Here is a 23,201-nt window from a genome sequence, read left to right on the forward strand (position 1 = left end):
AAAAAGGAAGTTCATGGCCACGACCACGCCCGACACCGGTGCGCGGAACGGCGTCACCGGTACCGGCGGTGGCGGCGAGACCGCCCCGATGACACACCGACAGATCATGGAGGCGCTGTCCGGGCTGCTGCTCGGCATGTTCGTCGCCATCCTGTCCTCGACGATCGTCTCCAACGCCCTCCCCCAGATCATCACCGACCTGGGCGGCGGCCAGTCCGCCTACACCTGGGTGGTGACCGCGGCCCTCCTGTCGATGACCGCCACCACCCCGCTCTGGGGCAAGCTCGCCGACCTCTTCTCCAAGAAGCTGCTCGTCCAGATAGCCCTGATCGTCTACGTCGCGGGCTCGGTCGTCGCCGGTCTCTCGCAGAGCACCGGCATGCTCATCGCCTGCCGCGTCGTCCAGGGCATCGGCGTCGGCGGTCTGACCGCCCTCTCCCAGATCATCCTGGCCGCGATGATCGCCCCGCGTGAGCGCGGCCGCTACAGCGGCTACCTCGGCGCGACCTTCGCCGTCGCCACCGTCGGCGGCCCGCTGCTCGGCGGCGTCATCACCGACACCGACTGGCTCGGCTGGCGCTGGTGCTTCTACGTCGGCGTGCCCTTCGCGATCATCGCCCTGATCGTCCTGCAGAAGACCCTGAAGCTCCCCGTGGTGAAGCGTCAGGTCAAGGTCGACTGGGCCGGCGCCTTCTTCATCAGCGCCGCCGTCTCCCTGCTCCTCATCTGGGTGACCTTCGCGGGCGACAAGTACGACTGGATGTCCTGGCAGACGGCCGCCATGGTCGGCGGCGCGGTCCTCCTCGGCGCGGTCTTCCTGCTCGTCGAGTCGAAGGCGAGCGAGCCGATCATCCCGCTCCGCCTGTTCCGCAACCGGACGATCACCCTGGCCTCGCTCGCCTCGCTCTTCGTGGGCGTCGCGATGTTCGCCGGCACGGTCTTCTTCAGCCAGTACTTCCAGCTGGCCCGGAACGAGTCGCCGACGATGTCCGGCGTCCTCACCATCCCGATGATCGGCGGCCTGTTCGTCTCCTCCACCGTCTCCGGTCTCGTCATCACCAAGACCGGCCGCTGGAAGGCCTGGCTGGTCAGCGGCGGCGCCCTGGCCGCCGGCGGTCTCGGGCTGCTCGGCACGATCCGCTACGACACGGCGTACTGGCACATCGCGCTCTTCATGGCGGTCCTCGGCCTCGGCCTCGGCATGATGATGCAGAACCTGGTGCTCTGCACCCAGAACCAGGTGGCCCCCGCCGACCTCGGCGCCGCCTCCTCCGTCGTCACCTTCTTCCGCTCCCTGGGCGGTGCGATCGGTGTCTCGGCGCTCGGCGCGGTCATGGCCCACCGGGTCACGAACTACGTCAAGGAGGGCCTGGCCGAGCTCGGCCCGAAGGCCGCGGCCGCCATGGGCAAGGGCGGCTCGGGCGGCGGCATCCCCGACATGGACAAGCTGCCGGCCCCGATCCGCACGGTCATGGAGGACGCGTACGGCCACGGTGTCGCCGACGTCTTCCTCTACTCGGCGCCGTTCGCGCTGCTCGCCTTCGTGGTGACGCTGTTCATCAAGGAGGTCGCGCTGAAGAGCAACAAGGCGAAGGCCTCCGAGGAGACGGCCGAGGCGAAGGCCTAGGAAAAGCTCCCGGCCGCGCTTCGAGCGGAGGCGCGGCCGGGTCGGGTACGGAGCGGCGGGCAGGGGACGGCCCGCCGCTCCGTCATGTCCGCCCTCGGGTTCCTTCGGCCTCGCGCGACGCCCTCCGTCAGTCGCCTTCGGCCTCGCGCGCGACCATGACCTCGATGCCGGCGATCAGGACGTCCAGGGCGTGGACGAAGTCGCGGTCCCAGATGACGCCGACGCTGCCGTGCGAGGCGCGCTCGTCGAGGATCTCCTCCATGCCCTCGATCCGGTCCTTGAACTCCGGGTCGTCCCGGAAGGCCTTCACCGAGTCCACGTAGAACTCGTCCTGCGACATGCCGGCCTCCGCCGCGCGCCGGCCGAACTGGGCCTCGATCGTCCCGTAGCCGTACACGAACTGGAAGACCGCCGACATCGCGCCCGGCTGGCGGTCCAGCGAGAGGCCGGTGTCCCGGATCGCCTGCTGGATCTTGTACGCGACGGTGATCGCGTTCGGTCCGATGTTCAGGTACTGGCCGGCGCTCGGCGACATCCACGCGTGACGGACCAGCATCTTCCGGTACTCCCGGGCGAGTACGCGGATCCGGTCCCGCCAGTCCCGGGCGGCGTCCACCGCCGCGAGGTCGAACTCGCCGTAGACGCTGTCCATGGCGAACTCGATGATGTCGTCCTTGGTGTCCACGTACCAGTAGAGGGACATGGCGGTGACGCCCAGCTCGGTCGCGAGCTTGCGCATCGACAGTCTGGCGAGGCCCTCCTCGTCGAGCATCCGGACCGCGGCGGCGACGATCCGGTCCCGGTCGAGCCCGGCCGGGCCCCCGCCGCTGCGGGCGGCCCGCTTCTCCAGCCACACGCTGGAACGCGCCGGGTTCTTGGCCCGATCGGCTGCCTTGACCATCGCGTTCCTCCGTCTGTCAGCGATCCGTCACCATGCTAGGCAGCCACCGGCTGCTCGGGCGCCAGGGCTTTCTCCGCGCGTTCGGCCCGCTTGAGCAGTACCGCCGCCAGGAGGCCGCCGGCGAAGACGGCGATCGCGCCGACGAGCTGGCTGGTCTGGAGGCCGGAGGCGAAGGCGTCGGAGATCTGCCGCCGTTCGGCCTCGCCGCCGGCGGCGGCCAGGGCGGCCGGGAGCGAGGTCGCGGTCACGGCGACGAGGGCGGCGAAGCGGGCGTTGAGCACGGCGCCGAGGACGGCGACGCCCAGGCCGTTGCCGAACTCGGCCAGGGTGCCGTTGATCCCGGCGCCCACGCCCGCCTTCTCCGGCGGGATCGCGCTCATGAGGGCGTTGGCCATGGCCGGCGAGGAGACGGCGATCCCGAAGCCCATCAGGACCAGGCCGAGCAGCATCCCCCAGTAGCTGCCGTCCGTGCCGCCGCCGAGCAGGGCGATGGAGGTGAGACCGGCGGCGACCAGCGTCATGCCGAGGACGACGGTGGGCGGGGTGCCGAGCTTCATGACGATCTTCGGGCCGACGCCGGTCAGGTTGAGGCCGACGATCGTCAGGGCGAGCGGCGCCATCCGGAGGCCGGCTTCGAGCGGCTCGTATCCGAGGACGAACTGCAGGTGCTGGGTGAGCAGGAAGAGCGAGCCGCCCATGCCGAAGACGACCAGGATCGAACCGCCGACGGCACCGATGAACTTCTGGTTCCGGAAGAAGTGCATGTCGAGCATCGGGTACGGGGTGTGCAGCTCCCACAGCGCGAAGGCGCCGAGCCCGAGGAGGCCGACGGCCGCCGGGACCAGGACCTGGGCGGAGGTCCAGCCGTGCCCGGGGCCGCTGATGATCGCGTACACGACGGCGGTCATGCCGATGGTGGAGAGCAGCGCGCCGAGCAGGTCGGGGCGCTCGCCCTGGGGGTTCTTGGACTCCGGGACGAGCTTGAGGACGGCGACGAGGGCGACGGCCGCGACCGGGAGGTTGATCAGGAAGATCATTCCCCACCAGAAGTGGTTCAGGATCACGCCGCCGATCAGCGGGCCTCCGGCGAAGCCGAGCGAGGCGACCGTGGACCAGAGCGCGATGGCCTTGACCCGCTCCGAGTCGTCGAAGATCTGCATCACGACGGCGAGGGTGGTGGTCATCAGGAGCGCGCCGCCGACGCCCATGCCCGCGCGGGCGGCGATCAGCTGCGCGGTGGAGCCGGCGAGGCCGGCGGCGAGCGAACCGAGGCCGAAGAGCGCGAGGCCGGTGGCGAGGAGCTTCTTGCGGCCGTAGCGGTCGGCGGCGTTGCCGGCGGTGAGCAGCAGGCCGGACTGGACGAGCGAGTACGCGTTGATCATCCACTGGATGTCGCTGGTGGACGCGTGGAGTTCGGAGGTCAGGGAGGGGATGGCGACGCTGAGCACGGTGTTGTCGAGCAGCACCGTGAGCTGGGCGAGGCAGATGACGCCGAGGATCAGCCAGCGCTGGGGGTGGCCGCCGCCGGTGGCTGCTGTCATGGGAAGGACTCCTTGTACGGTGTACGAGGCCGGGACTCGTACACCGTACAAGAGTTTCTCGTACGGTGTATAGGAGTTATTTCCTCCGCGTGAGGTCGTAGAAGGCGGTGCCGTCGACCGTCGTCTTCTCGAAGGTGTCCTCCACCCACGAACTGATCTCGCTGCCGCCGCCCATCCCGCCCCCGGACCCGATGAAGTAGTGGATCCTGCCGTCGGCGACGTACTGCTTGAACTGGGCGAGCGTCGGGGACGGGTCGCTGCCGTTGAAGCCGCCGATCGCCATGACGGGCTTCTCCGTGGCGAGTTGGTAGCTGGCCGCGTTCTGCGCGCCGACGGCGGCGGCGACCCAGGTGTACGCGTCGGCGTCCTTCAGGAGGGCCTTCTCGGCCGCCTCACCGACGTCCGCGCCGTTGAGGAGGCCGCCCATGCCGCCGCCGGGCCTCTCGCCCCGGGCCGCCCCCTGGGGCAGTCCCTGGACCGTCCCCCGGGGCAGTCCCTGGGGCGGGGTGCCGCCGGGCATCCCGCCTCCCTGGCCCCGGCCACCGGGCATCTGGCCATTGCCGGGCGCCTGACCATTGCCGGGCATCTGGCCGCCCGGCGGCAGGCCACCGCCCGGGGCCTGGGCGCCGCCCGGGAAGAAGCCGAAGTACAGCCTGCCGTTCATCGGGCCCCGGCCGCCCATGCCACCGCCCGCCGGGCCCGCCGTCACGATCGAACCCTGGTGTCCCGAGTCCACCGTCGCCAGGGTGTACGCGAGCGGCCCCGCGAGCCCCGCCGCCAGGCCGAGCCCCGCCACCCCGAGCCCGAGGCGCCGGTCGACCCGGCCCGCGAACAGCAGCCCGAGCGCCGCGACGGCGCCCGCCACCAGGACCGCCCAGCGCAGCCACGGCAGCCAGTCCGGCGTACGGCCGAGCAGCGTCCACGCCCATCCGGCCGTCACCGCCACCGTCACCGCGAGCGCCGCCGAGGCGGACCACCGGGTCCGCTCCTCCCACAGCACGGCCGCGCCCATGCCGATCAGCGCCGCGAGGTACGGGGCCAGGGCCACCGTGTAGTACTCGTGGAAGATGCCGGCCATGAAGCTGAAGACGGCGAGCGTCGTCAGGAGCGCACCGCCCCACACCAGGAACGCCGAGCGCGCCGTGTCCGTCCGGGGCGCCCGCCGGGTGACGACGAGTCCGGCGACCAGCAGGACCAGCGCGGCCGGCAGCAGCCAGGAGATCTGACCGCCGACCGACTCGTTGAACATCCGGCCGATCCCGGTCTCGCCCCAGCCGCCACCGCCGCCCGGGCGGCCGGGCAGCTCCAGGCCGGCCGGCAGGTTCTCGGCCATCCCGCCGGGGCCGCCCCGGCCCCGGCCGCCGACGCTGCCGACCTCGTCGCCGTTGAGACGGCCGAGGCCGTTGTAGCCGAAGGTCAGCTCCAGGAAGCTGTTGTTCTGCGAGCCTCCGACGTACGGACGGGAGGACGCCGGCCACAGCTCGACCAGGGCCACCCACCAGCCCGCCGAGACGAGCAGCGCGAGCCCGCCCAGGGCGAGCCGGCCGAGCCGCCGCCCGAACCCGCCCGGCGCGCACACCAGATACACCAGCGCGAGCGGCGGAAGGATCAGGAAGGCCTGGAGGGTCTTCGCGAGGAACGCGGCGCCGAAGGCCACGCCCGCCCACACGAGCCACCTCGCCGCGCCCCGGTCCCGCTCCAGGGCGCGCAGCACGCAGTACACCGCGACCGTCATGAGCAGCGCCAGCAGCGCGTCCGGGTTGTTGAAGCGGAACATCAGCGCGGCGACCGGCGTCAGCGCGAGGACCGAGCCCGCGATCAGGCCCGCCCCGGCGGAGAACCGGCGCCGGACGGCCGCGTGGAGCACGGCGACCGTGCCCACCCCCATGAGCACCTCGGGCACGAGGATCTGCCAGGAGCCGAGCCCGAAGAGACGGACGGAGAGGGCCATCGGCCAGAGCGCGGCCGGCGGCTTGTCGACGGTGATGGCGTTGGCCGCGTCGAGGGAGCCGAAGAAGAAAGCCTTCCAGCTCTGGGAGCCCGCCTGGACGGCGGCGGAGTAGAAGGAGTTGGCGTAGCCGGAGGCGCTCAGGTTCCACAGGTAGAGGAGCGCGGTGGCAACGAGCAGGGCGAGGAGGGCGGGCCGGGCCCAGGGGCGGTCCTCGGGGCGTCCGCGCCACAGCCGGGCGAGCCGGCCGTTCTCTCGTGCGGCGGGAACCGCGGGGCTCGGGGTGGTCATCGTTCGTTCCTTGCTGAAGCGCGGTCCGGGAAGACCCAGAGGCGGAAGAGGAGGAAGCGCAGGACGGTCGCGGCGAGGTTGGCGACGATCAGGACGGCGAGCTCGGTGGAGTGCGCCGGATCGCCGGTCGCCGCGCCGAGGGCGGCGAGCGAACCGCTCGTCAGGGCGAGACCGATGGCGAAGACCACGAGCCCCTGCGCCTGGTGGCGGACGGCCCGGTCCCTGCCCCGCACGCCGAAGGTGAGGCGCCGGTTGGCGGCCGTGTTGGCGACGGCGGAGACGAGGAGGGCGGCCGCGTTGGCGAGCTGCGGACCGACGCCGAGCCGGAAGGCCGAGTACAGCGCGAGGTAGCAGAGCGTGGACAGGACCCCGACCGCGCAGAACCCGACGAGCTGGCGGGCGAGGCCGCCCGGCACGCCGTTCAGCTCGCGGTCCCGGGGGTCGTCGCCGAACGGCCGGGCGAGCCGGTCGAGGGGCAGCGAACCGGTCGCGAGGGCCCGCCCCACCCGCCACACGCCCTTCAGGTCGTCGGTCGCCGTCCGCACGATGTGGACGGTCGAGTCGGGATCGTCGACCCAGTCCACCGGCACCTCGTGGATGCGCAGCCCGGCCCGCTCGGCGAGGACCAGCATCTCCGTGTCGAAGAACCAGCCGGTGTCCTCCACCATCGGCAGGAGCCGCTCGGCGACCTCCCGCCGTATCGCCTTGAAGCCGCACTGCGCGTCGGAGAACCGGGCGGCGAGCGAGGAGCGCAGGATCAGGTTGTAGGCGCGCGAGATGAACTCCCGCTTCGGTCCGCGCACCACCCGCGAGGAGCGGGCGAGCCGGGAGCCGATCGCCAGGTCCGAGTGACCGGAGATGAGCGGCGCGACCAGCGGGAGCAGCGCGTTGAGGTCGGTGGACAGGTCCACGTCCATGTAGGCGAGGACGGGCGCGTCCGAGGCCGACCACACGGTCCGCAGCGCCCGGCCGCGGCCCTTCTGTTCGAGCCGTACGGAGCGGACCTCGGGCAGCTCGGCCGCGAGGGCGGCGGAGACGGCGGGCGTGGTGTCGGTGGAGGCGTTGTCGGCGACGGTGATGCGGAAGCCGTACGGGAAGGTCCTCAGGAGGTGCTCGTGGAGCCGGCGGACGCACGGCTCCAGGTCCTTCTCCTCGTTGTAGACGGGGACCACCACGTCCAGGACGGGCCGCCCGGCGGCGTCCACCGGCAGGTGCTCCCGGGCGGGGAGGGCTTCCCCGATGGTTTGGGTTCGCATGACAGGGACCCTCCCGGGCCCCGCTGTCACGGCCGTGTGATGAGCCTGTGGCCTGCCTGTGAGTCCTGCGCTTCCGCCTCCGGCCGGGCGTCCTGTACGGCGTCCGGCCGGGTGTCCTGGGCGGCGGGCAGTCGGGTGTCCTGGGCGGCGGGCAGTCGGACGGTGAAGACCGTCCGGCCGGGGGTGCTCTCGACGCCCACCTCTCCCCCGTGCGCGAGCACGACCGCGCGGACGATGGCGAGGCCGAGGCCGGTGGATCCGGCGTGCCGGGAGCGGGAGGCGTCGCCGCGCGCGAAGCGCTCGAAGACGGCGGGGAGCAGTTCGGGCGCGATGCCGGGGCCGTCGTCCTCGATCTCGACGAGGACGACCGGGGCCTCCGCGCGGACGCGGGCGGTGACCTTGGTGCCGGGCGGGGTGTGGGTGCGGGCGTTGGCGAGGAGGTTGACCAGGACCTGCTGGATCCGGGCGCCGTCGACCCGTACGACCGCGCCGTCCGTGGGCAGTTCGAGGCGCCAGTGGTGGTCGGTCCCTGCGGCGCGGGCGTCGCTGACGGCGTCCACGACGAGCGGGACGAGGTCGATGGTCTCGTACGCGAGGGGGCGGCCGGCGTCGAGCCGGGCGAGCAGGAGCAGGTCCTCGACCAGGCCCGTCATCCGGGCCGCCTCGGACTCGATCCGGCAGAGGGCGTGCCGGGTGTCGGGGCCGCACTCCTCCTGGCCGCGCCGGGTGAGCTCGGCGTATCCCCGGATGGAGGCGAGCGGGGTGCGCAGCTCGTGGCTGGCGTCCGCGACGAACTGCCGCACCCGGGTCTCGCTCTGCTGGCGGGCGTCGAGGGCCGAGTGGACGTGGTCGAGCATCCGGTTGAGGGCAGCGCCGACCTGGCCGACCTCGGTGCGCGGGTCGGCCTCCGCCTCCGGGACCCGCTGATGGAGCGCCACCTCACCGCTGTGCAGGGGGAGTCGGGCGACCTGACGGGCGGTGGTGGCGACCCGGCGCAGCGGGCGGAGGGCGACCCGGACGAGCACGGTCCCGGCGAGCGAGGCCGCGACGAGCCCGGCGCCGGTGACGCTCAGCTCGACGAGGACGAGGGTGGAGAGGGCGTCTTCGACCTCGGCGAGGGGGATGCCGGTGAGGTACGCGCCGTGGGCCCCGACGGCGTACTCGACCCGGTACGCGCCGAGCCCGCCGGGCAGTTCGACGGTGTGCGGCCGGCTGTCGCGGGGGACGGCGGCGAGCGCGGCCCGCTGGCGCGCGTCGAGTGCGGTGAACCGGATGTTCCGTTCGTACGGCCTGTTGCCCGCGGCCTCCGCCGAGTACCCGGCCGAGGTCACCTCGCCGTCCACGAGGACCGCGCCGAGGGTGCCGATGGGGGTGCCGGGCCCCTGGACGAAGGCGAGGGGCTCCTTCAGGCGGACCGCGTCGAGTGGGCCGGGCAGCGGGGACATCATGACCGGCGGGCCCGCCGCCCGGTCCGCGACGGTGTGGACCTGCTCATCGGCCTGTGCGTACAGGTACGAGCGGAACGCGATGGTCGTCACCGCCCCGATCACCGCCGCGACGACCGCGATCAGCGCGACCGCCGAGACGACGAGCCGCGTCCGCAGCGACCACGGCCGCCCTCGTCGTAGGCGCACGGGGACTACTCCCCCGGCTTGATCAGGTAGCCGGCCCCGCGCCGGGTGTGGATCATCGGCGAGCGGCCGGCGTCGATCTTCCGGCGCAGATAGGAGATGTAGAGCTCGACGACGTTGGCCTGGCCGCCGAAGTCGTACGACCAGACCCGGTCGAGGATCTGCGCCTTGCTGAGCACCCGTCGCGGATTGCGCATGAGGTAGCGCAGAAGCTCGAACTCGGTCGCCGTGAGGTGGATGGAATCACCGCCCCGGGTGACTTCGTGGCTGTCCTCGTCGAGGGTCAGGTCCCCCACGGTGAGCAGTGACTCGCTGCGCGTCTGCGCGGCCCCGGACCTGCGGATGAGGCCGCGCAGCCGGGCCACGACCTCCTCCAGGCTGAAGGGCTTGGTGACGTAGTCGTCGCCGCCGGCGGTGAGCCCGGCGATGCGGTCCTCGACGGCGTCCTTCGCGGTCAGGAACAGCACGGGCACGTCGGGCAGTTCGCGTCGGATCGAACCGAGCAGGCTCAGCCCGTCGGCGTCCGGGAGCATGACGTCGAGGATGACGGCGTCGGGCCGGAACTCGCGCGCGGCGCGGAGGGCGGCGGCCCCGTCCCCGGCGCTGCGGACCTGCCAGCCCTCGTAGCGCAGGGCCATGGAGAGCAGCTCGGCGAGCGAGGCCTCGTCGTCGACGACGAGGACCCGGACGGCGGTCCCGTCGACGCGGAGCATGTCGGCGTGGGTGCCGGTGCGGGCGCTGGTGCTTCGCGTGATCACGGTCATGGCTCCCACGGTGGGGGCCGCCGCTGAGAGGCCTCTTTCCCTTTCCTGTGAATTCCCTGAGAAAGGGTGTTCAGAGACCTTCAGGGATCAGGGACGCAAGGTTTCACGTGAAACAGGCTTCTCCACGCTAACCGGCCTGTTTCACGTGAAACAGTGCGGCTCCGTTCTCGTACAGGACCCGCCGGAGCCAGTCGTCGCCGAGCCCGAGGCGTTCGAGGGCGTGGAGCTGGTGGACGTACGGATACGGGATGTTCGGGAAGTCCGAACCGAGGAGGATCCGGTCGCCGAGGTCGAGGAGCCGCTTGCGCTCGGCCTCGGGAAAGGGCGCGAGCCGCTCGCTGAAGTCGGTGAAGGTCATGGTGGTGTCGAGGTGGACGCCCTCGTACCGCTGGGCCAGGTCCAGGAAGTCGCCGTACTCGGGCATCCCCATGTGCGCGACGATCACCCGCAGCCCCGGGTGCCGGGCCAGCAGTCGCCCCATGGGTCCGGGTCCGGTGAAGTTCCCCGGGGTGGGGCCGGAGCCGCAGTGCACGACGACGGGGGTACCGCTGTCGGCGAGGGCTCCCCAGGAGCCGTCGAGTGCGAGGTCGTTCGGATCGAAGCCGCCCACCTGGAGGTGCACCTTGAACACCCGGGCGCCGGCGTCGAGCGCCCGGTGGACGTACTGGTCGACGCCCGGTTCGGGGAAGAGCGTCGCGGTGTGCAGACAGTCGGGGGTGCGGGCCGCGAAGTCGGCGGCCCAGGAGTTCAGCCAGGCGGCCATGCCGGGCTTGTGCGGGTAGAGCATCGCGGTGAAGGCGACCACGCCGAAGCCGCGCAGGAGCGCGAGCCGGCGCTCCTCCTCCTCGCGGTAGGTGATGGGCCACTCCACACCGGTGAGGGGCCCGACGGCGTCGAAGTACGCCCACACCTTGTCGAGGACGTTCTGCGGCATGAAGTGCGTGTGCACGTCGACGAGGCCGGGGAGCCCGAGCCGCTCCAGGAGGGCCGGGATGCCGCCCGGGATGCCGTCACTCCCGCTCATAGCCGTAACTCCGCTCGACCTTGCCGATGTGGACGCTGTAGCTGTCGTACCAGTGCTTCCGCCCGTGCGCCTTGGCGGCCTGGTGCTCGGCGTGGAGGCGCCAGGCGTCGAGGGCCTCCAGGTCGCGGAAGTAGCCGACCGTGATGCCGATGCCGCCGGGGGTGCGGGCGGACTCGTAGCCGAGGAAGCCGGGGATCTCCCGGACGAGCTCCTGCATCCGGGCGGAGGTCTCGGCGTAGCCCTCGGGGGCGTCGGGACGGACGGAGGTGAACACGGCGGTGTAGTAGGGCGGTTCGAGACCCGCCACCAGCTTCGGAGTCATGTGATCACCCTCGCCGGGACCGCGGCGTGATGTCCACGGCGACCGGGGAAAGGGATCCAAGACTTTACGAAGGCCGACCGGGCCTTCGGCGGAGCTCCCCCGAAGACCGCCGAGGCCTTCAGAAGAGCTCCTCCTGGGCGCTCTCGACCACCGGAACCGCCGCCGTCACCGGCACCGAGAAGCCCTCCCCCTCCCCCGCGGCCTCGAGGATCCAGCCGCGCATGAGCCGGGTGTCGAGGGCGAGGCAGCGCCCGTCGGGGGCGAGGAGGTGCAGGTCGGGCCCGGCGGCGGCGAGCAGCCGCCCGGTGACGACGCCGCCGCCGACGAGCTCGGCGACCGTGCCGTCGAGGCGCGACAGCCCGTCGAGACGGAACGCCCCCGCCTGGTCCCGGGCGGCGAACTCCAGCGGCTCCAGGGTCTCCGTCCAGCCGCCGACGGCCCGCGCGCGCCGGTACAGCTCCTCGACCTCGCGGGCCCGTTCCCCGGCGGGCGGCAGGGCGTGCCGGGCGGCCCGCTTGCGCTCGTACGCCACCCGGTCGGGCACGCCGAGGGCCTGCCGCAGCACCTCCTCGGTGCGCCGGGCGGCCATCAGCGGGCCCCGGCCGAGCCAGCTGAACGCGACGGCCCCCTGCTCCAGGAGCCGGGCCTCGCCCCGGGCCTCGGCGGTGATCCCGACCTTGGTCATCCCGGGTCCGAACCAGGCCAGGTAGACGCGGTACGGCTGCGGGTCGTCCGCGACGGTGTCGGCCGCGACGGAGTGGGCCCGGTCGAGCCGCGCGCACTCCGGGCACCGCCCGCCGGTGGACCGGCCGGGCACGACGGCCTCCAGGGGGCAGGGGTTTCCCCGGGCGCCGGGGCACCGGCGGACGCCGACGGCCCGGAAGGCGAGCCGCTGTCCGTACGTGAGCGGGCTGACGCGCCCGCCCCGCCACCGCAGCCCGGGTGTTCCGCCGGTCCAGTCGATCCCCCGAGACCACCACTCCACGCCGCGCGCCTCCCTGTGCTTCCCGGCTGTCGTCCAGTCTCCGTCACGGCCGCTTCCGGTCCCCGGTCAGGGCAGGACGTAGATGCGGGTGCCGTCCGGGGCCGGGGTGCCCACCTCGCGCATGCAGCCGCGTTCGAGGAGGAGGCGGACGCAGTCCCGGACGCGTTCGCCGGAGAGGCCGGTGCGGCGGGTGACGTCCTGGGGCCGGTAGCGCACCCCGCCCCGCACCAGCGCGGGCGCCAGGCAGGAGGCGACCGTCCGCACGTCCCCGGTGATGGCCCAGGACTCCACGAGCTCCTGGGGCGTGAGGGCGACGGCGGCGCCGGTGCGCTGGCGGGGCACGGCGAGCCGCTCCAGGGAGTCGGCGACCCTGGAGAGGCTCTGCCGGGTCTCGCGGAGCAGCTCCGCGTACTCGGTGTGTTCGAGGTACGCGGCGGCCTGCTCGTCGAACCGTCCTTCGAGCCGCACGAGGACGTCGACGAGCTCCGGCGGCAGCAGGAACCCGGCGTGCACCGGCGAGGGTTCGAGTCCGTACCCGCCGTACCGCTGGACCGCGGCCACGACCCCCGCCGTCCACGCCCGGAACGGCCCGGCCTCCGGTCGCCGGCACGCCCCGACGAGCTGCACGAGCCCCTCCAGGTTCACCATCCGGGTCGAGGCCCGGATCCCGGTGGACCGGCCGGGGAACCCCGTTTCCCCGTCGATCTCCCGTGCGGTCGCGAGGCACTCCTCGGGCAGGACCACGGTCCGCAGCGCCTCCCGCGTCCCCGCGTATCCGAGGCCCTTCGCCACGTCCACCACCGGGAACCAGTGGGTCCCGTCCGGCGCGGTCAGCCGCCGCAGGGGCGCTCCGGTGGCGGCGTGCACCAGGTCATCGATGTCGATCGCGTCCATCGATCATCACCTCCACCTCGCAAGCTAGGCCGAGGGCATATTCAACTGACATGCAAATCGGACGGGTTCACCCGAAAGGGGAGTGTCCTCGGCGATTCTGCCGAGGACACTCCCCTCCGTACGCCCGCCCCCGTGCGCCTACTTGGCGACGAACTGCGTGAGGATCGCCTGCACCTCGTAGATGTCGACCCCCTTGGTGAAGGTCTTCTGGATCGGCAGCTGGCTGCCCGAGATCCAGATCTTCAGCTCGGCGTCCAGGTCGAAGGTGCCGGCCGTCTCGACGGCGAAGTGCGTGATGCTCCGGTAGGGGATCGAGTGGTACTCGACCTTCTTGCCGGTGATCCCCTGCTTGTCGACGAGGACGAGCCGCCGGTCGGTGAAGAAGATCGTGTCGCGGATCAGCAGGTACGCGGCGTGCACCTGCTCCCCCTGGCCGAGCAGCCGCGCGTAGTCCTGCTGCGCCTGCGCCGGATCGATCGCGTGCGCGTTCCCGAAGAGCGCCATGCCCCAAACCCCCACATCCGATGAGAAAGAAAGATCATCCGACCCTAACGCCCACCCGGGAAGGCCCGCTACGGCCCGACGGCCCCGCCCCGCGAAGCCCACCGCCCGACGTGCCACCCCGCGAAGCCCCCATAGCCTTCCGGGCCTGCCACCGCGCGGCCGACCGGACTAGGATCCGGGCCATGGTGCTGACCATGGAGAACGTGGACCGGTTCGAGGCCTCCCGGCCCCGCCTGGAGGCGATCGCCTACCGCCTCCTCGGCTCGGCGAGCGAGGCCGAGGACGCCGTGCAGGACACCTTCCTGCGCTGGCAGGCCGCCGACGTCGACCGCGTCGAGGTCCCCGAGGCCTGGCTGACGAAGGTCCTCACCAACCTCTGCCTCAACCAGCTCACCTCGGCCCGCGCCCGCCGCGAGACCTACGTCGGCGAGTGGCTGCCCGAGCCGCTCCTCTCCGGCGACCCGATGCTCGGTCCCGCCGACACCGCCGAGCAGCGCGAATCGGTGTCGTACGCGGTCCTCGCCGTCATGGAGCGCCTCTCCCCCAACGAGCGCGCGGTGTACGTGCTACGGGAGGCCTTCGACTACCCGCACCGGGAGATCGCCGAGATCCTCGACATCACCGAGGCCGCCAGCCAGCAGATCTTCCACCGCGCGAAGAAGCACGTCGCCGCCGGCAAGGCCCGCACCGAGATCGACGAGGCCGAGGCCCGGCGGATCGTCGAGGAGTTCCTCGCGGCCGCCACCAGCGGCCGCACCGAGCCGCTCGTACGGCTGCTCACGGGCGACGCCGTCGCGATCGGCGACGGCGGCGGCAAGGTCCCGGCGCGCGCCAAGGCGTTCGAGGGCGCCCTCGCGGTCGCGACGTTCATGCGGGGCCTGTTCAAGCCCGGCATCGCCAAGCGCAAGGTGATCGGCGGTTCGCCCGACGTCTACGCGTCGACCGCCAACGGCGCCCCCGCCGTCGTGGCCGTGCTCGACGGCCGGGTCGTCGGCGTCATGTGCCTGGAGGTCACCGCCGAGGGCATCACCGCCTTCCGCAACCAGGTGAACCCCGACAAGCTCGAACGCGCGACGAGGCACTGGGCAGCCTCAGACCACGGCGCCCCCCTGCTGGAAGCCGCCTTCTGAACCACCCTGTGACCCACGTCACATTCCACACCTGTCAGGAATCGTCGGGCTGCCCGGTTCAAGGGTCGACACCGCGCGAGACAGGAGCAGGCACATGCAGCAGCACCGCATCATCGTCCTCGGAGCCGGCTACACCGGAGCCATCGCCGCCGGTCGCCTCGCCAAGCAGCTCCACCGCGAGGACGTCGCCATCACCCTCGTCAACCCCGAGCCCGACTTCGTCGAGCGCGTCCGGATGCACCAGCTGGCGGTCGGACAGGACCTCCCGCACCGGCCGTTCAGCGAGATGTTCGCGGGAACGGGCGTCGAACTGAAGCTGGCGACGGTGACGGCGGTCGACGCCGAGCGCCGGACCGTCGCGGTCACCGCCGGGAACACCTCCGAGGAACTGGAGTACGACACCCTCGTGTACGCCCTCGGCAGCGGCTGGAACCCCCAGGGCGTCCCCGGCACCGCCGAACACGCCCACGAGATCGCCAGTCGCCCCGGCGCGCTCCGGCTGCGCGAGCGCCTGGCCGCCCTGGAGGCCGGACAGGCCGTGGTCGTCGTCGGCGGCGGCCTCACCGGCCTGGAGGCCGCGACCGAGATCGCCGAGGCCCGCCCGGACCTCGCCGTCACGCTCGCCGCCCGCGGCGAACTCGGCGACTGGCTCTCGGACAAGGGCCGGCAGCACGTGCGGAAGGTCTTCGCCGACCTCGGCATCACCACGCTCGAACACACGGTGGTCACCGCCGTCGAGGCGGACCGCGTCCTCACCGCCGACGGCCCGGTCCCGGCCGCGGTCACCGTGTGGACCACCGGCTTCGCGGTCCACCCGATCGCGCGGGCCACCACCCTGGAGGTCACCGACAACGGGCAGATCGTGGTCGACGGGACGATGCGTTCGGTCTCGCACCCGGACGTGTACGCCGTCGGCGACGCGGCCCTCGCCATGGGCCCCTGCGACAAGCCGCTGCGGATGTCGTGCGCCACGGGCACCCCCATGGCCTGGCAGGCGGCCGACGCCATCGCGGCCCGCCTCACCGGCGGCAAGGTCCCGAAGACGCCGCTGCGCTACTTCAACCAGTGCATCTCGCTGGGCCGCAGGGAAGGCCTCATCCAGTACGTCACCGCCGACGACCGCTCGGTCCGCGCGGCCCTGACGGGCCGGCTCGCCGCCCGCTACAAGGAACTGATCTGCAAGGGCGCGGCCTGGAGCGTGGCCCACCCGAAGATGGGCTTCCCCACCCGCCCCCGCCGCGTCCTGAACCACCGCCCCACCCCGATCGAGGCGACGGCCTGACCCACCCGCGGCCCGGGCGCTCCCCCGAGGAGCGCCCACCGCGCGGGGCCCGCCGGACACGACACCCGCACAACGCGAGAGGCCCGGACTCTCGTCCGGGCCTCTCACCTGTGTGCACTCGGCAGGATTCGAACCTGCAACCTTCTGATCCGTAGTCAGATGCTCTATCCGTTAAGCTACGAGTGCTTGTTTTCAGTTCTTGTCTCCGTTTCCCGGCCCTTTCGGCCCGCTGTCCCGGCGACAGGAAGAACATTACATGAGTCCCGCCGTCATGTGAAATCCATTCCCCCCACCCCTTGTGACCTGCGAAAACGTCACGGTGGGGGCGAGGTGGGGGTCGGCGGGGGAGCCGTCGCGGCGGGGGCGGGCGGGGCGGAAAAGGCCAGAAAGAGACCGGGGTCACACCGTCGAGGGGCGAAGGCGGGGGCGCGCCGGGAACGGGCCGGAGTACCGGCCTTGGTCCGGGAACGGCCGAAGCCCCGGCCTTGGGGCCGGGGCTTCGGTAGGGGCGGAGGCGGAGGGATTTGAACCCTCGATGGGCTTTAAGACCCAAACCGCATTAGCAGTGCGGCGCCATAGACCGGACTAGGCGACGCCTCCTCGCACCTCGCGCTTGCGCGGGTGGTGCGTGCAGATGATGACACAGGCGAACCGGCTGTCACCAATCGATTCTCACCGTACTAGTCCTCAGGGGTTCAGGGCAAAGCCCCGCGTGCCCCCGTGCCGTTCCCGTGACCCCCGCCCGGCGCACCCCGCTTGCGCAACGCGGGGGCGCCCGGAGCGTTAGAGGGGGCGGGCGCGTCGTGCATCCGCGCTCGTCGTGCTTCCCGTGCTCCTGGAGATCCGAATGCTGCGCAGTCTCGTCCTCGCGACCCTCGCCACCGCCGCCGTCGGGACCACCGGTCTCGGCCCCCTGCCGCTGCCGGCGCCGTTCTCGTCGCCCGACACGCTGACCGTCACGGTCGAGAGGAGCGGCGACCCGAGGGCCGACGGCACCTTCCGGCTGAGCTGCGGCGACCGCGCCGAGGGCGACCACCCGGCCGCCGAGGAGGCCTGTGGGCGGCTGGGGCAGCTGGGGAGGGAGGGCGGTGATCCGTTCCTGCCCGTGCCGCAGGACCAGATGTGCACGCAGGTGTACGGCGGGCCCGCCGCCGCCCACGTCACCGGCGTCTGGCGGGGCCGTGAGGTGGACGCCCGGTTCTCCCGGGCAAATGGGTGCGAGATCGACCGTTGGGAAAATCTGGAGCCGTTCCTTCCGATCGTCCGGGGATGACGCCCGGAGGCTCCCTTAGACTCCCCTCAGTGACAGGCTGCGGCCCGCGGGGCAAGATGGGGCCGGCCGGCCGATAGGGCGAGCACATTGCAGTGCGTCAGGGAGGAAGCGTCGTCGTGAGCAGCAGGCCATCCCGAGGCGCTGCTCGCCTCGCAGCCATACTCGACGCCCTCCCCGACGGCCTCGTGCTCGTCAACTGCAACGGCACGGTCGTCAACGCCAACACCATCGCCCTCGGCATGTTCGAGACGCCCGGCACCGCGCTCGTCGGACGCGGCCTGCTCGATCTGCTGCCCGCCTTCGACTCGCGCCTCATCCCCGGCTCCATGCGCCGCCCCGACGGCGCCGACGAGCGGGGCCGCACCAAGCCGACCCGGATGATCGCCCGCCGCACGGACGGCTCCGAGTTCCCCGTCGAGGTGACCAGCGCCAGCCTGGAGGACGGCCGCGAGGCCTACGACTCGTACGGCGGCTACACCGGCGACGAGCTGCTCATGCTCGTCGTGCGCGACCTCACCGGCACCCTCGACACCGAGGCCGAACTCGCCCGCTCGCAGCGGCAGACCGAGATGATCCTGCGCGCCGCCGCCGAGGGCGTCGTCGGCACCGACACGGACGGCCGGGTCGTCCTCGTGAACCCCGCCGCCGCGCAGATCCTCGGCTACCGCGCCGGCGAGCTCGGCGGCCAGGAGCTGCACCCGCTGATCCTCGCCAAGCGCGCCGACGGCGAGCCCTTCCCGTACGAGGAGTCGCCGCTCGCCGACACCCTCAAGTCCGGCCGCAAGCACCGGGTCCGGGGGCAGGTGCTCTGGTCGAAGAAGGGCGAGCGGGTCCCGGTCGACCTGACGACCGCTCCGGTACGGGACGGGGACCAGCTCGTCGGCGCGGTGATGACCTTCACCGACCGCAGGCCGTACGAGGAGCTCGTCGAGAAGCACGCCGCCGAGCTCGCCGACCTGGCCGAGCGGCACGCGGCGGAGCGCGAGGCGCAGACGGAGAAGTACGCCTCCCTGGCCGCCCGGCACGAGCAGCTGACCGCCGTCCTCGCCGAGTCGCTGCGCGGGCCCCTGGAGGAGCTGCGCACCCAGCTGGGCACCCTCGCCGCCGACGACGCCGGGCAGCTGTGGCCGGAGGCCAACCAGGTCCTGCACCACCTGGCCGCCGGGTACGCCCGGATGACCTCCCTCGTCGACAACGTCCTCGGCTACCAGCGGCTCGACGCCGGCGCGGAGAAGCTGGACAAGGCCGTCGTGATGCTCGACGGGATCGTGTCCGGCGGCATCGACGGCGCCGTCGAGCTGATCGGCCCCGGCCGCGCCCAGTTCGCCGTGCACGCGCCGCCCATCGAGGCCGAGGTGGACGCGGCCCGGCTGAAGACCGCGCTCGCGCACCTCGTCGCGGACGTCGCCGGCGTCGACGCGACCGGCAAGAGCAAGGCCGAGCGGACCCCGAGCGACTCCACGATCGTCGTCGCGGCCGCACAGCGCGGTGATGTCGTACGCATCGAGGTCCGCGGCCCGTACGCGGGCGGCGACCCGGTGCACGGGCCCGTCGTGCGCGGCATCGTGGCGGCGCACGGCGGTGTCGTGCAGACCCACGAGGTGCCGGGGACGAGCGGCGGCGCGTACGTGCTGGAGGTCCCGCTCGGGGCCGGCCGGGGCACGGTCCCCGCGTCGGCGCCGGGTGACGGCGCGCCCTCGGGCGGACGTCCGGCCCTCGCCCTGCCCGCGCAGGCCTCGGGCCCGGTGGCAACGGCCGGGAGCCCTGCCGACGGGGACGGAGGCGGGGACGGGGCGTCGTCCGGTGCCGGTTCCCCGCAGGGCGCCGCGTCGCCGTCGACCGCCGACTCGCTCCCGACCGCCGACTCCCTTTCCGTCGCGGCTCCCGGGGGGACGGCCCCCGGCGGTGGCACGGTCGCGGGTTCCGGTGTCGTCGTGGCCCCGGGCGGGATTCCGTCGGCGGGCCCCGGCCCCGAGGCCCCCGGTGGGGGGCGGCGGCGGGCCCGGCGCGGTTCGACGGACGCCTTCCTGGAGAGCGCGGTCGCGCCCGAGGGCGGTGCGGAGCCGAGCGGGCGCCGCCGTGCCCGTACGGGAGAGGCCGCCGGTCCCGCCGAGCTGATCCCCGCCCAGCAGAACGGCCCGGTGGACTCCGCCCTCGCGGTGTCCCCCGGCACGCCCGTCCCGCCGGGCGCCCCCGGCGTACCCGTTTCTCCGGGCGCCCCCGGCGTGCCCGTACCGCCGGGTGCCTCCGCCCCCGTGGAGCCCACCGGGCGCCGTCGGGGACGGCCCGCCGAGGGCTCCGTGGTGACCGCGGCCGAGGGCGCGCAGGGGCGTGCCGCGCTCGGCGCGGCCGTGCCGCCGCAGGGCGTCGCCGTCGAGCCGACGGGCGCTCCCGCCCTGGCCCGCGCCCTGCCCGCGGTCGCCTCCGCCCCCGCCTCCGGGGAGACCCCGCAGGCCCCGGCGCAGCCGAGCGGTCGCCGTCGGCGCGCGCTGGCCGCCGCGCAGGAGCGGGCCGCCGCGGCCGAGGCCGGGCCCCGCACCCCGTTCGCGCTCGGCCCCGCCGAGGCCGACCGTGACGCCGAGGCGGCGCTCCCGGCCGCCGCTCCCGTGACCGGCCCGCTGCCGGTCTCCGACGAGGGGCGGCACGAGGCCGTACGGGGTGTCCCGGGCGCCGACCACACGCCGCCGCAGCCCCATCCGCACTCCCCTGCTCACGTACGGCCGCAGGCCGAGGCCGCGTCGACGGCGGCCGCGGCGGCCGAGCCGACCGGTCGGCGCCGGGCCGTGACGCCCCCGCCGCCGGAGCAGACGCCGCAGACCGCGCCCCAGCACGCGCCGCGGGCCACGCCCCCGCAGGCGTCCGCGCCGCAGACCGCGCCGGTGAACGGCACCGGCACCGGCTCCGTACCGCTGCCGCCCGAGCTGCCGATGCCGATGACCGTGTCGAAGGACTCGACCCAGGGGCGGGCGTTCAGCGTCCGCACCCTCGGGCAGGGCGTCCCCTTCGTCCCGCCGACGGCTCCCGCCGCTCCGGCCCCGGCGGTCCCCCCGGCCGCCCCCGCCGCACCCTCCAACGGCTCGGGGCGGCGGCGCAGGCTCGCCACGCCGCCCGAGGTCGACCCGCCGGTCCCGGCCCCGCTTCCCGCGTCGGCCGAGGCCAGGCCGCACCCGCTGCCGACGGCACCGGCCCCCTCGCCGCACGACACCCCGGCCGAGGGCCGCGCGTACGCCATAGGAGCACCCGCCGAGGGTTCCGCCGAGGGGCCCGAGCCGCTCGACGGTCCCGGCGGCGCGGTCGAGGTCGCCAACCGGCCCGCCCCGCAGCCCGTCGACGACGAGCTGCCCCCGGAGCCCCTCGACAACCCGCGCCGGCTGCTCGTCTGGCCCGCGCCCGACGTCTCCACCCAGCAGGCGCTGAGCGACCGCGGCTACCGGCCGGTGATCGTGCACTCCCGCGAGGAGGTCGACGCCCAGATCGCCGCCTTCCCGGCCGCGCTCTTCGTCGACCCGCTGACCGGGCCCATCACCCGGACCGCGCTCCAGTCGCTGCGTCAGGCCGCCGTCGCCGCCGAGGTGCCGGTGCTGCTCGCGGCCGGGCTCGGGCAGGCGACCCGGGAGGCGGCGTACGGCGCCGATCCGGCCGTCCTGCTCAAGGCGCTCGCGCCCCGCGACAGCGAGCAGCACCCGTCCCGGGTCCTGCTGATCGAGGAGAACGAGACCATCTCGGAGGCGCTCGCGGCGACCCTGGAGCGGCGCGGGATGCAGGTCGCGCAGGCGGAGTCGGACACCGAGGCGGTCATGCTGGCCACCCAGACCCGGCCGAACCTGGTGGTGATGGACCTGATGCAGGTGCGCCGCCGCCGGGCCGGGATCATCGACTGGCTGCGCGCGAACGGGCAGTTGAACCGCACGCCGCTCGTCGTCTACACCTCGGCCGACCTCGTCGAGGAGGAGCTGCCGAAGCTGGAGTCCGGCGAGACGGTCCTGTTCCTCGCCGAGCGGTCGAACAGCGCCGAGGTCCAGGCGCGGATCGTCGACCTGCTCGCGAAGATCGGCACCAACTAGGGGGTGCCTTGCCGATCAGGCAAGACACCCCCTGGGACGGGGAGGGATTCCGCCCTCCCCGTCCTGGTTCGCTACAGCCGGGTGACGTCCAGCTCGCCCTCCGCGTACTGCCTGCGGATGACCTTCTTGTCGAACTTGCCGACGCTCGTCTTCGGCACCGCCGGCACGATCGCCCAGCGCTCCGGCAGCTGCCACTTGGCGATGCCGCCCTCGTCGGCGAGGAAGGCCCGCAGCGTCTCGTAGTCCGCCGTCGCGCCCTCCTTGAGGACGACGGTGGCGAGCGGGCGCTCGCCCCACTTCTCGTCCGGCACCGCGACGACGGCGGCCTCGGCGACCGCCGGGTGCGCCATGAGGGCGTTCTCCAGCTCGACGCTGGAGATCCACTCGCCGCCGGACTTGATGACGTCCTTGGCGCGGTCGGTGAGGGTGAGGTAGCCGTCCGGGCTGATCACGCCGACGTCGCCGGTCTTGAGCCAGCCGTCCTCGCTGAACTTGTCGGCGGGGCGGATCTCCTCGGCGTCGACGCCGCCGAAGTACGCTCCCGCGATCCAGGTGCCGCGCACCTCCAGCTCGCCCGCCGACTCGCCGTCCCAGGGGAGGTGTTCGCCGCCGGGGCCGACGAGGCGCGCCTCGACACCGGCGGGGAAACGTCCCTGCGTGACGCGGTAGGGCCACTCCTCCTCGGCGGTGAGGCCGTGCGGCGGGTGGGCCATGGTGCCCAGCGGGGAGGTCTCGGTCATGCCCCAGGCGTGGCAGAGGCGGACGCCGAGCCGGTCGTACGCCTCCATCAGGGAGGGCGGACAGGCGGCGCCGCCGATGGTGACCTGCTTCATGGAGGAGAGGTCGCGGGGGTTCGCGGTGACCTCGGCGAGCAGGCCCTGCCAGATGGTGGGGACGGCGGCCGCGTGGGTCGGCCTCTCGCGCTCGATCATGTCGGCGAGCGGGGCCGGCTGGAGGAAGCGGTCCGGCATGAGCATGTTGATGCCGGTCATGAAGGTGGCGTGCGGCAGTCCCCAGGCGTTGACGTGGAACTGCGGGACGACGACCAGGGTCGTGTCCTTGGCGGTGAGGCCCATCGACTCGGCCATGTTCACCTGCATGGAGTGCAGGTAGATCGAGCGGTGGGAGTAGACGACGCCCTTCGGGTCCCCGGTGGTGCCGGAGGTGTAGCACATCGCGGCGGCCGTGCGCTCGTCGAGCTCCGGCCAGTCGTACGCGGTCGGGCGGCCGGCGATCAGCTCCTCGTAGTCGTGGACGCGCGGGGCGGCGCCGTCCAGGACGGAACGGTCGCCCGGGCCCGCGACGACGACGTGCTCGACCGTCGGCAGGTGCGGGAGCAGCGGGGCGAGGAGCGGGAGCAGGGAGCCGTTGACGATCACGACCCGGTCGGCGGCGTGGTTGACGATCCACACCAGCTGCTCGGCGGGCAGGCGGAGGTTGAGGGTGTGGAGCACCGCGCCCATGGCGGGGATCGCGAAGTACGCCTCGACGTGCTCCGAGTTGTTCCACATCAGGGTGGCGACGCGCTGGTCGCCGGTGACGCCGAGTTCGTCGCGCAGGGCGTGGGCCAGCTGGTGCGCGCGCGTTCCGGCCTCCGCGAACGTGCGGCGCTGCGGCTCGGGCTCGCCCGTCCAGGTGGTGATGGTGGACTTCCCGTGGATCGTCATCCCGTGCTGGAGGATGCGGCTCACGGTCAGTTGTACGTCCTGCATGGTGCTGTACACGGGGCGTCCTCCCGGTGGGCGCTACGTGGCAGAAGGGGTG

Annotated in this window: 17 protein-coding genes and 2 tRNA genes; 5 read left to right on the forward strand and 14 right to left on the reverse strand. The window is 73.2% G+C overall.

Annotated features, from left to right (window positions below):
* Nucleotides 1–13 precede the first annotated feature (13 nt).
* Nucleotides 14–1,627 carry an MDR family MFS transporter gene (locus ACIGW4_RS03690; protein ID WP_123453770.1) on the forward strand — a complete coding sequence of 538 codons (1,614 nt, stop codon included), beginning with the start codon at nt 14–16 and terminating at the stop codon, nt 1,625–1,627.
* A gap of 127 nt (nt 1,628–1,754) precedes the next feature.
* Here the strand turns inward: ACIGW4_RS03690 and ACIGW4_RS03695 are convergent, their stop codons facing one another.
* From ACIGW4_RS03695 to ACIGW4_RS03745, 11 genes are all read right to left on the reverse strand, one after another.
* Nucleotides 1,755–2,528: a TetR/AcrR family transcriptional regulator gene (locus ACIGW4_RS03695; RefSeq protein ID WP_123453768.1), complete on the reverse strand. Its 774-nt coding sequence runs from the start codon at nt 2,526–2,528 to the stop codon at nt 1,755–1,757.
* Nucleotides 2,529–2,563: 35 nt separating this feature from the next.
* On the reverse strand, nt 2,564–4,069 hold the full coding sequence (locus ACIGW4_RS03700; protein ID WP_398707890.1) for an MFS transporter: 1,506 nt from the start codon (nt 4,067–4,069) through the stop codon (nt 2,564–2,566).
* A gap of 76 nt (nt 4,070–4,145) precedes the next feature.
* Entirely contained in the window at nt 4,146–6,308 is a 2,163-nt protein-coding gene (locus ACIGW4_RS03705; RefSeq protein ID WP_399578285.1) for an ArnT family glycosyltransferase, read from the reverse strand.
* Nucleotides 6,305–7,564 carry a bifunctional glycosyltransferase family 2/GtrA family protein gene (locus ACIGW4_RS03710; protein ID WP_123453762.1) on the reverse strand — a complete coding sequence of 420 codons (1,260 nt, stop codon included), beginning with the start codon at nt 7,562–7,564 and terminating at the stop codon, nt 6,305–6,307. Before ACIGW4_RS03710 ends, ACIGW4_RS03705 begins: the two co-directional genes overlap by 4 nt.
* Nucleotides 7,565–7,590: 26 nt before the next feature.
* A complete protein-coding gene (locus tag ACIGW4_RS03715) occupies nt 7,591–9,198 on the reverse strand; it encodes a sensor histidine kinase (RefSeq protein WP_399578287.1) in 1,608 nt (535 codons plus the stop codon).
* Between the two features lie 5 nt (nt 9,199–9,203).
* The gene (locus tag ACIGW4_RS03720) at nt 9,204–9,959 is read right to left on the reverse strand and encodes a response regulator transcription factor (RefSeq protein ID WP_398707898.1); all 756 of its coding nucleotides are present in this window, start codon (nt 9,957–9,959) and stop codon (nt 9,204–9,206) included.
* Between the two features lie 127 nt (nt 9,960–10,086).
* Complete coding sequence (locus tag ACIGW4_RS03725; RefSeq protein WP_399578290.1) at nt 10,087–10,983, reverse strand: amidohydrolase family protein; 897 nt, start codon at nt 10,981–10,983, stop codon at nt 10,087–10,089.
* On the reverse strand, nt 10,970–11,305 hold the full coding sequence (locus tag ACIGW4_RS03730) for an antibiotic biosynthesis monooxygenase (RefSeq protein ID WP_123453756.1): 336 nt from the start codon (nt 11,303–11,305) through the stop codon (nt 10,970–10,972). Before ACIGW4_RS03730 ends, ACIGW4_RS03725 begins: the two co-directional genes overlap by 14 nt.
* Before the next feature lie 118 nt (nt 11,306–11,423).
* Nucleotides 11,424–12,290 carry a DUF2797 domain-containing protein gene (locus ACIGW4_RS03735; protein WP_359586622.1) on the reverse strand — a complete coding sequence of 289 codons (867 nt, stop codon included), beginning with the start codon at nt 12,288–12,290 and terminating at the stop codon, nt 11,424–11,426.
* A 66-nt stretch (nt 12,291–12,356) separates the two neighbouring features.
* Nucleotides 12,357–13,184 (reverse strand): Bro-N domain-containing protein, encoded by an 828-nt coding sequence (locus ACIGW4_RS03740; protein WP_398707903.1) that lies wholly within the window; start codon nt 13,182–13,184, stop codon nt 12,357–12,359.
* A gap of 138 nt (nt 13,185–13,322) precedes the next feature.
* Nucleotides 13,323–13,688 (reverse strand): PH domain-containing protein, encoded by a 366-nt coding sequence (locus ACIGW4_RS03745; protein WP_123453750.1) that lies wholly within the window; start codon nt 13,686–13,688, stop codon nt 13,323–13,325.
* Nucleotides 13,689–13,870: 182 nt separating this feature from the next.
* On the opposite strand from ACIGW4_RS03745, the gene ACIGW4_RS03750 reads away from it, so the two are divergent.
* Complete coding sequence (locus tag ACIGW4_RS03750; RefSeq protein WP_123453748.1) at nt 13,871–14,818, forward strand: RNA polymerase sigma-70 factor; 948 nt, start codon at nt 13,871–13,873, stop codon at nt 14,816–14,818.
* Nucleotides 14,819–14,912: 94 nt separating this feature from the next.
* The gene (locus ACIGW4_RS03755) at nt 14,913–16,100 is read left to right on the forward strand and encodes an NAD(P)/FAD-dependent oxidoreductase (protein ID WP_399578294.1); all 1,188 of its coding nucleotides are present in this window, start codon (nt 14,913–14,915) and stop codon (nt 16,098–16,100) included.
* Nucleotides 16,101–16,213: 113 nt separating this feature from the next.
* Here the strand turns inward: ACIGW4_RS03755 and ACIGW4_RS03760 are convergent.
* A tRNA-Arg gene (locus tag ACIGW4_RS03760) sits at nt 16,214–16,286 on the reverse strand.
* Between the two features lie 323 nt (nt 16,287–16,609).
* Nucleotides 16,610–16,700, reverse strand: a tRNA-Ser gene (locus tag ACIGW4_RS03765).
* Between the two features lie 247 nt (nt 16,701–16,947).
* Here ACIGW4_RS03765 and ACIGW4_RS03770 point away from each other — a divergent pair.
* Both ACIGW4_RS03770 and ACIGW4_RS03775 read left to right on the forward strand, forming a co-directional pair.
* Nucleotides 16,948–17,373, forward strand: coding sequence for an SSI family serine proteinase inhibitor (locus ACIGW4_RS03770; RefSeq protein WP_123453744.1), 426 nt, complete (start codon nt 16,948–16,950; stop codon nt 17,371–17,373).
* Between the two features lie 116 nt (nt 17,374–17,489).
* On the forward strand, nt 17,490–21,437 hold the full coding sequence (locus tag ACIGW4_RS03775; RefSeq protein WP_399578297.1) for a PAS domain-containing protein: 3,948 nt from the start codon (nt 17,490–17,492) through the stop codon (nt 21,435–21,437).
* A 71-nt stretch (nt 21,438–21,508) separates the two neighbouring features.
* On the opposite strand, the gene ACIGW4_RS03780 is transcribed toward ACIGW4_RS03775, so the two are convergent.
* Nucleotides 21,509–23,161 carry a long-chain fatty acid--CoA ligase gene (locus ACIGW4_RS03780; protein ID WP_123453740.1) on the reverse strand — a complete coding sequence of 551 codons (1,653 nt, stop codon included), beginning with the start codon at nt 23,159–23,161 and terminating at the stop codon, nt 21,509–21,511.
* Nucleotides 23,162–23,201 lie beyond the last annotated feature (40 nt).

This window comes from Streptomyces sp. NPDC053513, from assembly GCF_044544765.1.
GTDB classification, from domain to species: domain Bacteria; phylum Actinomycetota; class Actinomycetes; order Streptomycetales; family Streptomycetaceae; genus Streptomyces; species Streptomyces litmocidini.

What these genes read in the sequence shown, in the direction of transcription:
- ACIGW4_RS03730 (WP_123453756.1), bottom strand. Translation starts at nt 11,305, where the DNA reads ATGACTCCGAAGCTGGTGGCGGGTCTCGAACCGCCCTACTACACCGCC.
- ACIGW4_RS03700 (WP_398707890.1), bottom strand. Translation starts at nt 4,069, where the DNA reads ATGACAGCAGCCACCGGCGGCGGCCACCCCCAGCGCTGGCTGATCCTC.
- ACIGW4_RS03770 (WP_123453744.1), top strand. Translation starts at nt 16,948, where the DNA reads ATGCTGCGCAGTCTCGTCCTCGCGACCCTCGCCACCGCCGCCGTCGGG.
- ACIGW4_RS03755 (WP_399578294.1), top strand. Translation starts at nt 14,913, where the DNA reads ATGCAGCAGCACCGCATCATCGTCCTCGGAGCCGGCTACACCGGAGCC.
- ACIGW4_RS03745 (WP_123453750.1), bottom strand. Translation starts at nt 13,688, where the DNA reads ATGGCGCTCTTCGGGAACGCGCACGCGATCGATCCGGCGCAGGCGCAG.
- ACIGW4_RS03725 (WP_399578290.1), bottom strand. Translation starts at nt 10,983, where the DNA reads ATGAGCGGGAGTGACGGCATCCCGGGCGGCATCCCGGCCCTCCTGGAG.
- ACIGW4_RS03705 (WP_399578285.1), bottom strand. Translation starts at nt 6,308, where the DNA reads ATGACCACCCCGAGCCCCGCGGTTCCCGCCGCACGAGAGAACGGCCGG.
- ACIGW4_RS03720 (WP_398707898.1), bottom strand. Translation starts at nt 9,959, where the DNA reads ATGACCGTGATCACGCGAAGCACCAGCGCCCGCACCGGCACCCACGCC.
- ACIGW4_RS03710 (WP_123453762.1), bottom strand. Translation starts at nt 7,564, where the DNA reads ATGCGAACCCAAACCATCGGGGAAGCCCTCCCCGCCCGGGAGCACCTG.
- ACIGW4_RS03750 (WP_123453748.1), top strand. Translation starts at nt 13,871, where the DNA reads ATGGTGCTGACCATGGAGAACGTGGACCGGTTCGAGGCCTCCCGGCCC.
- ACIGW4_RS03695 (WP_123453768.1), bottom strand. Translation starts at nt 2,528, where the DNA reads ATGGTCAAGGCAGCCGATCGGGCCAAGAACCCGGCGCGTTCCAGCGTG.
- ACIGW4_RS03740 (WP_398707903.1), bottom strand. Translation starts at nt 13,184, where the DNA reads ATGGACGCGATCGACATCGATGACCTGGTGCACGCCGCCACCGGAGCG.
- ACIGW4_RS03690 (WP_123453770.1), top strand. Translation starts at nt 14, where the DNA reads ATGGCCACGACCACGCCCGACACCGGTGCGCGGAACGGCGTCACCGGT.